This is a genomic window from Streptomyces ossamyceticus (assembly GCF_001418475.1).
In the GTDB taxonomy this organism is placed as follows: Bacteria; Actinomycetota; Actinomycetes; order Streptomycetales; family Streptomycetaceae; genus Streptomyces; species Streptomyces ossamyceticus.
The window spans coordinates 1-9,262 of record NZ_LIQX01000550.1 but is presented as its reverse complement, the minus strand read 5'-3'; the positions used below and the strand labels follow the sequence as shown (position 1 = coordinate 9,262).

At 73.0% G+C, this 9,262-nt stretch carries 9 protein-coding genes; 2 read left to right on the top strand and 7 right to left on the bottom strand.

The genetic code is table 11. The annotated features are described in order from the left end of the window. The 3 genes from AOK15_RS32915 to AOK15_RS32905 all read right to left on the bottom strand — a co-directional run bounded on the left by AOK15_RS32915 (window position 1) and on the right by AOK15_RS32905 (window position 2,537). Window positions 1-489 (bottom strand): helix-turn-helix domain-containing protein, encoded by a 489-nt coding sequence (locus AOK15_RS32915; RefSeq protein WP_055521977.1) that lies wholly within the window; start codon window positions 487-489, stop codon window positions 1-3. A 337-nt stretch (window positions 490-826) separates the two neighbouring features. Continuing rightward, window positions 827-1,342, bottom strand: coding sequence for a DUF3017 domain-containing protein (locus tag AOK15_RS32910; RefSeq protein ID WP_055521976.1), 516 nt, complete (start codon window positions 1,340-1,342; stop codon window positions 827-829). 340 nt (window positions 1,343-1,682) lie between these two features. Continuing rightward, complete coding sequence (locus AOK15_RS32905) at window positions 1,683-2,537, bottom strand: bifunctional methylenetetrahydrofolate dehydrogenase/methenyltetrahydrofolate cyclohydrolase (RefSeq protein WP_055521975.1); 855 nt, start codon at window positions 2,535-2,537, stop codon at window positions 1,683-1,685. A gap of 499 nt (window positions 2,538-3,036) precedes the next feature. Between AOK15_RS32905 and AOK15_RS32900 the strand changes: the two genes are divergently transcribed. After that, window positions 3,037-3,618, top strand: a complete 582-nt coding sequence (locus AOK15_RS32900) for a hypothetical protein (protein WP_055521974.1) — start codon at window positions 3,037-3,039, stop codon at window positions 3,616-3,618. Window positions 3,619-3,710: 92 nt separating this feature from the next. On the opposite strand, the gene AOK15_RS32895 is transcribed toward AOK15_RS32900, so the two are convergent. From AOK15_RS32895 to purN, 3 genes are all read right to left on the bottom strand, one after another. After that, window positions 3,711-4,088 (bottom strand): hypothetical protein, encoded by a 378-nt coding sequence (locus AOK15_RS32895; protein ID WP_055521973.1) that lies wholly within the window; start codon window positions 4,086-4,088, stop codon window positions 3,711-3,713. Window positions 4,089-4,376: 288 nt separating this feature from the next. Continuing rightward, window positions 4,377-5,960, bottom strand: a complete 1,584-nt coding sequence (gene purH / locus AOK15_RS32890) for a bifunctional phosphoribosylaminoimidazolecarboxamide formyltransferase/IMP cyclohydrolase (protein WP_055521972.1) — start codon at window positions 5,958-5,960, stop codon at window positions 4,377-4,379. Then, window positions 5,957-6,586 (bottom strand): phosphoribosylglycinamide formyltransferase, encoded by a 630-nt coding sequence (purN, locus tag AOK15_RS32885; RefSeq protein WP_055521971.1) that lies wholly within the window; start codon window positions 6,584-6,586, stop codon window positions 5,957-5,959. Before purN ends, purH begins: the two co-directional genes overlap by 4 nt. Before the next feature lie 521 nt (window positions 6,587-7,107). Between purN and AOK15_RS32880 the strand changes: the two genes are divergently transcribed. Continuing rightward, the gene (locus AOK15_RS32880) at window positions 7,108-7,950 is read left to right on the top strand and encodes a hypothetical protein (RefSeq protein ID WP_055521970.1); all 843 of its coding nucleotides are present in this window, start codon (window positions 7,108-7,110) and stop codon (window positions 7,948-7,950) included. Window positions 7,951-7,995: 45 nt separating this feature from the next. Here AOK15_RS32880 and AOK15_RS47640 read toward each other — a convergent pair. Then, the coding region (locus AOK15_RS47640; RefSeq protein WP_240508707.1) for a cell division protein PerM at window positions 7,996-9,262 on the bottom strand (1,267 nt) is incomplete at its 5' end.

Genomic DNA, 9,262 nt, shown 5'->3' with positions numbered 1-9,262 from the left:
TCACGACAGCGTGGCGGCCCCCAGCAGTGCGGCCCCGACGAGGACCAGGGCGGCGAGGACGGCGAGCGCGGCGTAGAGCGCGAGACGGCCCGGCCGGCGTGACGCCGGGTCCTCGGCGGGCGCGTCCCACCAGGGCAGCGTGGGGTCGTCCTCGTACGCCTCCCCCTCCGCCGCCCCCGCGCCGGCCGACGACGGGTCCGGGGTCACCGCCGGCGCCGGCGGGCGCGGCCAGACCCGTACGGCCAGCTCCCAGCGCACCCCGAAGCGTTCGGCGTCCTCCCCGGCGACCTTGCAGAGGGCGACGACGGCCTGGCGGGGCGGGGGCTGGGTCGCGTTGAGGTACCGCTGCCACGAGGACTTGCTGTAGGCGGTGCGCGCGCCGAGGGCGACCAGACTGAGCCCCGTGCGGTCCTTCAGCAGCCGCAACTGCTCGACGAAGTGCTGCACCTCCGGGGGAAGCCCGTCCGGCAGTGGCTGCCAGGCGCTCATCGACTGCCTCCTGGGCTCGGTCGGGGTCTGAGCAAGTGACGACGACCGTGTGCGGACCGGTTCCCGTCCGGGCGGTCACCGGCTCGGGCGCGTGGGGCGACGGCGGGGCGTGCCGGAGCGCGAAGGGCGCGCGGCGGGGTTCGGGGGCGGCAGGCACCCGGAGATGACCTGCGGGTGCCGGCGTCGTGGCCGGGTGGGGACACCTCGGCGGAATTGTCACTTCCGTGCCACAGCGGGTCGGCAGCGGTTGAACAGGGCGTTCGCCGTGCACGAGGGTGGATCGCGACGGCGGTCCGTCCCGACTCGGGGGAGGGGGCGGGCCGCCGTCGCGCGTCCGTCAGCCGGTCTCGTCGCCGACCGTGAAGTGCAGGGTGTCCTTGAGGAAGGGGATCTCCAGCAGCGGATCCGGCTGCGCCATCAGCGCGAGGAGCACGATGGCGGAGCCCAACGCGATGTACGTGACCATGTCGGTGAAGCGGGAGCGGACGGCGAGCATGCCGACGTCCGGTACCAGCCACCGCAGCAGCGCCCCGGCGAGCAGCGCGGAGCCGATCAGGATCGTGCCGGGCCGGAACGCGTCGAACGCGGTGAGCAGCAGGCCGAGGCCCACAGCGCAGAGCACGGCGAGGATCGGCCACTGCCGGGCGGGCGCGGGCGCGTTCCGGGGGGCGGCCCGGCCGCCGCCCTCGGGCCGGGCGGTGTCGCGGGTGAACATCGGGAAGCGCCGGGTGGCCCGGACGGGCTTGCCGTCGGCGTCGGGCGCGCTGATGGGATCCCGCACCTCGATCTCGTCCGTCACGCCACCCGTCACCGCCGCCCCACGCTTCTCCTTCTCCCCCACGCGCCCCGACATCTCCGCCCTCTCCGACCCACCCGACGCCACGGCCCCGCTCGACTCCGCGGACACGCCCGAGGCCGCAGGCTTGCCCGCCCCTCCGGACGAGCCCGGCGCCTTGGTCGCACTCGACTCGGCCGACGCACTCGACCCGGCCGACGCCTGCGGCTCAGCCGGTGCCGCCGATCCGGCCGGCTTCCCCGCCACACCCGGTGCGTCCGGCGTGCCCAGGGTGCTCGACGCGCCCGTGGTGCTCGACGCGCCCGATGTCCCCGCCCCGGCCGGTGTCCGTGGCGTGCTCGGCATCGCCGGTGCCGGGGGCGCTCCCCCGACCTCGGCCTTCCCTGGCGCCTTGTCGTCAGCCGGCACTGCGCTCCGCCGCCTCGACCACGTTGACGAGCAGCTGGGCCCGGGTCATGGGGCCCACGCCGCCGGGGTTGGGGGAGATCCATCCGGCGACCTCGGCGACGCCGGGGTGCACATCGCCGACGATCTTGCCCTCGGCGGAGCGGGAGACACCGACGTCGAGTACGGCGGCGCCCGGCTTCACGTCCTCGGGGCGGACCAGGTGCGCGGAGCCGGCGGCGGCGACGATGATGTCGGCGCGCTTGAGGTGGGCGGCCAGATCACGCGTACCGGTGTGGCACTGCGTGACCGTCGCGTTCTCGCTGCGCCGGGTCAGCAGCAGCGGCATCGGGCGACCGATCGTCACACCGCGGCCGACGACCACGACCTCGGCGCCCTTGATCTCCACGCCGTAGTGGCGGAGCAGGGTGAGGATGCCGTTCGGGGTGCAGGGCAGCGGGGCGGGCTCGTTCAGGACGAGGCGCCCGAGGTTCATCGGGTGGAGGCCGTCGGCGTCCTTGTCGGGGTCCATCAGTTCGAGGATGCGGTTCTCGTCGATGCCCCGGGGAAGGGGCAGCTGGACGATGTAGCCGGTGCAGGCGGGGTCCTCGTTGAGTTCCCGCACCACCGCCTCGATCTCTTCCTGGGTGGCGGTCGCGGGCAGTTCGCGCTGGATGGAGGCGATGCCGACCTGCGCGCAGTCGCGGTGCTTGCCGGCGACGTACTTCTGGCTGCCGGGGTCTTCCCCGACGAGGATGGTGCCGAGGCCGGGCGTGACGCCCTTCTCCTTCAGCGCCGCCACGCGGGCGGTCAGATCGGACTTGATCGCGGCTGCGGTGGCCTTGCCATCGAGAATCTGGGCGGTCATGGGCCCAATCTTCGCGGATGACGGGCTCCCGGTTCCAATCCGGCCGCCCATCGGACACCCGCGGCCGGTCCCCCGCCTGGTCAACCGCCGGTCTGCCACCAGGTCTGCCACCAGGTCAGCCGCCTGGTCAGCCGCCTGGTAAGCACGCCTGGTCGGCTCACCGGTCGACTGATCGGTCGGCCGACCGGCCAGTCGCCGAAGCGCCGGCGTTCGCGGAGGGTTCGCGAGGAGTTCGCGCAGGGCCCGCACCCACTCCAGCGGGAGGCCTGGACGAGGGCGTCCCGCCGTCCCCCCGGCCGCCCGCCACTCCCGTCCGGCAAGATCGGATGTGTTGCACTTGCACAACGTCCCCGGAATCCGGCTGGACATCCGAGCGGGCATATAAAACGATTGGGACACAGTGCCGCGGGCACTGCCGGGGGGCGTGACCACAACAGAGCAGGGCATTCCTCCGACCCGTGCCGCGCGTCCCCGCACAAGGCAACGGAGGAGACCCGCCATGAGCTTCGGTGACCCGAACAACCCCTACGGCCAGCCCCAGCAGCAACCGTCCCAGGGCTACGGCTACCCGCAGCAGAACCAGCCCCAGCAGCCCGGTTACGGCTACCCGGCCGCTCCGCCGGTCTCGCAGGGGTACGGCGGCGGGTTCCCGGGCGGCGCGCCCACGACCATGCCCAGCACGGTCAGCGCGGCCCGCGTGATGCTCTGGGTCATCGCCGGTCTCCAGGTGATCGGTGTGCTGCTGTACGCGATCGGCGCGGTGGCCATCAGCGCGGCGAGCGACAGCGCCGAGGACCCGGCGCTGCAGGACGCGCTCGGTGACGTCCCGGTCGGCATGATGTGGGCGATCGCCGTGTTCGCCGTGGGCTGGCTCGTCTACGCGATCATGCTCGCGGTGAAGTTCAAGAGTGGCGGCAACGGCGTACGCGTCGCCGCGCTGGTCTTCGGCATCATCACCGCCGTCCTGAGCATCTACCCGTTCTTCCTGATCGGCCTGGTCCACCTGGTGCTGGGCATCCTGATAGCCGTCTTCGCCGGCAACGCCAACGGAAAGGCGTGGTTCAACCGCCCGCGCTACTGAGCCGCCGAGCCCACGAAGGGCCGTACCCCGTCCCAGGGGTACGGCCCTTCGGCGTTGGTCCGCGGACCCGGAGACATACGGTCTCCCGGTGTTCAGCGCAGACAGACCCCGCCGGCCGGAAGCGGTGCGAGTGAGCGCACGTCGTTCGGTCCGCTCCTTGTCTCACCGGGGCGGAGCACATAGCTCGAAACGCCGGTCACGCAGTAGTCGACGGCCGTGCTGTTGGTGACCTCGTTGACGGCCACCGGGAAGGTGAAGACCACTCTCGTCCCCTGGGCCACGTGGTAGACGCGGCCCGTGCCGTTCGGCGACTCGGACATGCAGACGAACCCCCGGGGACAAGGCACGACGGCCGTGCTCCCCGCGGCGGCGGTGGCGGTCGCGGCGCCGGTCGTCCCCGTACCGAGGACGACGGCGAGCACCCCGCCGACGGCCGCTGTCCGACGTGTCCGGCTCGACCTGTTGCGCATGAGAAACCCCCTGAGACCCGTGCGAGTGAGCTGGCCTCTCGAGCCTCGCAGCGGAACGGGCGCCTCTGTACCGGGGTATCGGCCATTCCCCATGCCCCGCCCGGCGCGCACCGACGGTACCGACCGCACCGACCGCACCGGCGGCAGAGGCCGCACAGGCCGCACAGGCCGCACAGGGGTCCGAGAACGCGCGGGGGCGCGCCGCATCGAGCGGCGCGCCCCTTACTGCTCCGCCGTCCGGCGGTCAGTGGCTGTGACTGCGCGGCCGTGGCCGCGTCATTGGCCGTGTCAGTGGAAGAAGTGCCGCGTCCCCGTGAAGTACATGGTGACGCCGGCCTTCTGCGCTGCCTCGACGACCAGTTCGTCGCGGACCGAGCCGCCGGGCTGGACGACGGCCCTGACGCCGGCCTCGGTGAGGATCTCCAGCCCGTCCGGGAACGGGAAGAAGGCGTCGGAGGCGGCGTACGAGCCCTGTGCCCGCTCGGCGCCGGCCCGCTCGACGGCGAGCTTCGCGGAGTCCACACGGTTGACCTGGCCCATGCCGACGCCGACCGAGGCGCCGTCCTTGGCGAGGAGGATCGCGTTGGACTTGACCGCGCGGCAGGCCCGCCACGCGAAGGCCAGCTCGGCCAGCTCCTCGGCGGAGAGGGCCTCACCGGTCGCGAGCGTCCAGTTGGCCGGGTCGTCGCCGTCGGCCTGGAGCCGGTCCGTCACCTGGAGGAGGGCACCGCCATCGATCGGCTTGACCTCGGCGGGGTGGGAGGGCGCGGCCGGGGCCTTCAGCACCCGGATGTTCTTCTTCTTGGCGAGGGCGTCGAGGGCGCCCTCCTCGTAGTCCGGCGCGACGATGACCTCGGTGAAGATCTCGGCGACCTGCTCGGCCATCTCCTTGCTCACCGGCCGGTTGACGGCGATGACCCCGCCGAACGCGGACAGCGGGTCGCAGGCGTGCGCCTTGCGGTGCGCCTCGGCGACGTCCGCGCCGATCGCGATGCCACAGGGGTTGGCGTGCTTGATGATCGCGACGCAGGGCTCGTCGTGGTCGTACGCGGCACGGCGGGCGGCGTCCGTGTCCGTGTAGTTGTTGTACGACATCTCCTTGCCGTGCAGCTGCTCGGCCTCGGCGAGACCGCTGCCGGTGCCGTCGACGTAGAGGGCCGCGGGCTGGTGCGGGTTCTCGCCGTAGCGCAGGGTGCTCTTGCGCTCCAGGGCGGCGGCGATGAACTCGGGGAACGGCGAGTCGTCGGCGGGCGCGTAGGCCGAGGCGAACCAGGAGGAGACGGCGATGTCGTACTCGGCGGTGTGCCGGAAGGCCTCGGCGGCCAGCCGCTTGCGGGCGGCGAGGTCGAAGCCGCCGTCCTGGACGGCGGTGAGGACGTCCGCGTACCGGGCGGGGCTGGTGACCACCGCGACCGACGGGTGGTTCTTGGCGGCCGCGCGCACCATCGACGGGCCGCCGATGTCGATCTGCTCCACGCACTCGTCGGGGGTGGCGCCGGAGGCGACGGTCTCGCGGAACGGGTACAGGTTCACGACGACCAGGTCGAACGGCTCCACGCCCAGCTCGGCGAGCTGGCGCCGGTGGTCCTCCAGACGGAGGTCGGCGAGGATGCCCGCGTGCACCTTGGGGTGCAGCGTCTTGACCCGGCCGTCCAGGCACTCCGGGAAGCCGGTCAGCTCCTCGACCTTGGTGACGGGGACGCCGGCGCCGGCGATGCGCCCGGCGGTCGACCCGGTGGAGACGAGCTCCACGCCCGCCTCGTGCAGGCCACGGGCGAGCTCCTCGAGCCCGGTCTTGTCGTAGACGCTGACGAGCGCGCGACGGATGGCCCGCTTGCCGCTCTCGGCCGTGACAGTGCTGTCGGCGGTCACTGGATAACTACCTTTCGTCCCTCAATGCGATAGCCGTTGCGGGCGAGCCGCCCCACGACATCGACGAGCAGCCTTCGCTCGACTTCCTTGATGCGCTCGTGCAGAGCGCTCTCGTCGTCCTCGTCCCGGACCTCCACCACGCCCTGCGCGATGATCGGCCCGGTGTCGACGCCGTCGTCGACGAAGTGGACGGTGCAGCCGGTGACCTTGGCGCCGTACGCGAGCGCGTCACGCACACCGTGGGCTCCGGGAAAACTGGGCAGCAGGGCGGGGTGCGTGTTGACGAACCGCCCGCCGAACCGGGCGAGGAACTCCTTGCCCACGATCTTCATGAACCCGGCGGAGACGACCAGATCCGGCTCGTACGCGGCGACGGCCTCGGCGAGCGCCGCGTCCCACTCCTCGCGGGTGCCGTGGTCCTTGACGCGGCAGACGAACGTCGGCAGTCCGGCGCGCTCGGCCCGGGCGAGCCCTTCGATGCCGCCGCGGTCGGCCCCGACGGCCACGATCTCGGCGCCGTAGGCCTCGACGCCGGTCGCCGCGATGGCGTCGAGCAGCGCCTGGAGGTTGGTGCCGGATCCGGATACCAGCACGACGAGGCGCTTGGCCACGGGCTTGGCGGCCACGGTGGGACCCTTTCTGCGGTTCTGGTCCCGTGCGGGTGCGCACGGGTTCCTGGGGGCCGCTCCACGGTCGTGCGGAGCGATCCGGCCCGCCGGGCCCGTACTTGTACATTCATACGAATGCTTCACGTCCCCCGATACGGGGAAGTCTACGAACCGGCCGACCGTCAGCAACGATACCGGCACACCCGGCGGCCCCCGTGGGACGGGGGCGTGGCCGGAAGGTAGCGTCTGCGAGGAGCGGGCCCGGGAAGGCGGTCGGGAACGCGGCCGGTGTGCGGGGCGTTCACGAAGTGACAGCTCATGCCGTACCAGCCGAATCCACCGCCGGACCCGGCACGCTCAGCACCGTGTTCAGCCGACGCCGTCGACGCCGTCGACCTTGACCTGTTCACCGCTGTGTGCACCGCCGAATCACCGCCGTATCGACCGCCGCACCAACTGCCACAACGACAGTTGTACTGACAGCCCTACCGACAGCCGTACCGACACCGCCTTATCACCAAGGGGAAGACGCACTCCTGATGCCGGACCGCAGCCTCCGCCTTCCTTCGCTCCTGCTGCGCGAGCGGAGCTCCTCTCCCACGCCTCCGCGCGAGAGCGAGGACGCCGCCGAGCGGCCCGGGCAGCCGGGGTCGTCCGGGTCCGGTGGTCCCTCCGGTTCCTCGGGTACGTCCGGTTCTTCCGGTGCCTCCGAGGACAATCCGTTCGCGCCGCCTCCGGAGGGTGCGCCCGACCGGCCGTGGCAGCCTCGGCGACCCTCGGGCGGCCAGGGTTCCGACGGCGGTCACGGTGGCGGTCCCGGCGGGGGTGGTCACTCGCCGTGGGGCAGTCAGTGGAGCGACCGGCAGCCCGGCCGCTCCACCAGCGGGCATTTCGGTGAACGTCCCGGTGGTCAGGGCCAGGGCGGTCCCGGCGGTCCGGGTCAGGGCCAGGACGGCGGTCCGGGCGCCGGAATGCGCTGGGACCCGACCGACCCCGCCCAGCGTCGCGCGCGGTACGCGCTGCTCTCCGGGATGTGGGCCTTCTTCTTCGCCCTCTTCGCCTGGCCGTACGTGGCCCTGCTGCTCGGCTCGCTGGCCCTGTACTGGGCGATCAGCGCGTTGCGCGCCAAGCCTCAGACGCCGGACCCCGACGCCCCGGCCCGCCCCGAGGTGAGCGGCCGCCCGCAGCGGACGGCGGCCATCAGCGGCCTCGTGACGGCCTCGCTCGCCCTGACCGTCGTGATCGCCACGTTCACGACCCAGTTCGTGTACCGGGACTACTACACCTGCGTGAACGACGCCCTCACCACCGCCTCCGAGAAGTCCTGCAAGGAACTCCTCCCGGAGGGCCCGGTACGGGACATGCTGGGCAGCGCGCAGTAGGCGGTGGACAGCGGGGGCGAACTGCGGCGGCGGTGAGGTCGGGGATCAAGAGGCTTGGTCTGGTGCCTTCGTCTTCGCCGACTCGTCGGGGCCGAGGGGAGTGGGGGGATGCGCCGCCACGGGACTCCGCGTCGGCTTGGAGAACGAGAACCACGAGGGCAGTGGCAGAGCCCCGGCTCGGAGCCGTCGTCGGCCCGGACGCGGGGAGCGGTTCGGCTCCGGTTGCGGGGAGCGGCTCGGCTCCGGTTGCGGGGAGCGGTTCGGCTCAGTCTGCGGTGGGGCGGCCGCAGAGGCGTCCGTGAGTGACCGGTCCGGGTGATCCGCCGCCTCGGTGCTGTCCCCCGCACCCCCTCCGTCAAGAGGCGGGTCCGGAGCGCGGTCCGGGTGAGCCTCGGCCGTGGAGACCAGGGCGGCCAACGGCAGGTCCGCGAAGCGCTCACGCGGTGCCGTCGTCTCCAACGCCTCCTCCAACTCACGCGGAAACACGGCGGGCACCGCCGAACCCGGCCCCGCAACCAGCGCCCCTCGCTTCCGGTCCGGCCCACCCGGCTTCCCCATCGACCGCGCCCGCTCCGCTCTTGCCTCCTTGCGGCGGAGGAACAGGCCACCTCTCGTGGCGGTCCGCTCCCCCGCGCGGCCTTCCCCTGAGGACCGCTGCACGGTCGTCATGACCGGGCCCGCGCCCCGGTCCGCGCCCGCGGGCTTCCCGTGTGCGCGGGCGCGCCACCAGCGGGACGTGAGGGCGACGGGCAGGGCGACGGTGGCCACCCAGACGCCGGCCGCTCCGCCGGTCTGCCACCAGAGGGGGCCGAAGTGGCTGAGCGCGGCCACTCCGAGAGGACCGCTCGCGAGGACGGTCAGCAGGGCTACGGCAACGGCGCACAGCGCGGCGGCGACGAGCGCGGCGGCTGCGGTACGGCGCATGGACCACCGAGCGCCCCCTTCGGCCGCGGCCCGCGCCCCCGTGAACCACCCCACGGTCACCCCGGCGGCCAGCGGCACCACCACCACCGCCCAGGTCAGCGCCGTACCGCCGCTCGTCGGCACCGCCGCCAGCAATGGGAACGGCGGCAGCAGAGCGGTCGGCGCCGTCGCCGACAGGGGTGCCACGACGTACCCGGCGCCCAGGACGAACCCGGGGCCCAGCGCATACGCCGCCGCCCACACCGCCGCGTTCGGCAGCAGGGCCACACAGAGCATCAGTACGGCGAAACGACCCGACCACCCCTCGGTGAGCTGTGGGAACGACGCGCGGACCGCGTCACCGTGCCCCACCAGGGACACCGCGACCAGCAGTGCCCCGCCGCCCACC

What these genes read in the sequence shown, in the direction of transcription:
- AOK15_RS32915 (WP_055521977.1), bottom strand. Translation starts at nt 489, where the DNA reads ATGAGCGCCTGGCAGCCACTGCCGGACGGGCTTCCCCCGGAGGTGCAG.
- AOK15_RS32910 (WP_055521976.1), bottom strand. Translation starts at nt 1,342, where the DNA reads ATGTCGGGGCGCGTGGGGGAGAAGGAGAAGCGTGGGGCGGCGGTGACG.
- AOK15_RS32905 (WP_055521975.1), bottom strand. Translation starts at nt 2,537, where the DNA reads ATGACCGCCCAGATTCTCGATGGCAAGGCCACCGCAGCCGCGATCAAG.
- AOK15_RS32900 (WP_055521974.1), top strand. Translation starts at nt 3,037, where the DNA reads ATGAGCTTCGGTGACCCGAACAACCCCTACGGCCAGCCCCAGCAGCAA.
- AOK15_RS32895 (WP_055521973.1), bottom strand. Translation starts at nt 4,088, where the DNA reads ATGCGCAACAGGTCGAGCCGGACACGTCGGACAGCGGCCGTCGGCGGG.
- AOK15_RS32880 (WP_055521970.1), top strand. Translation starts at nt 7,108, where the DNA reads ATGCCGGACCGCAGCCTCCGCCTTCCTTCGCTCCTGCTGCGCGAGCGG.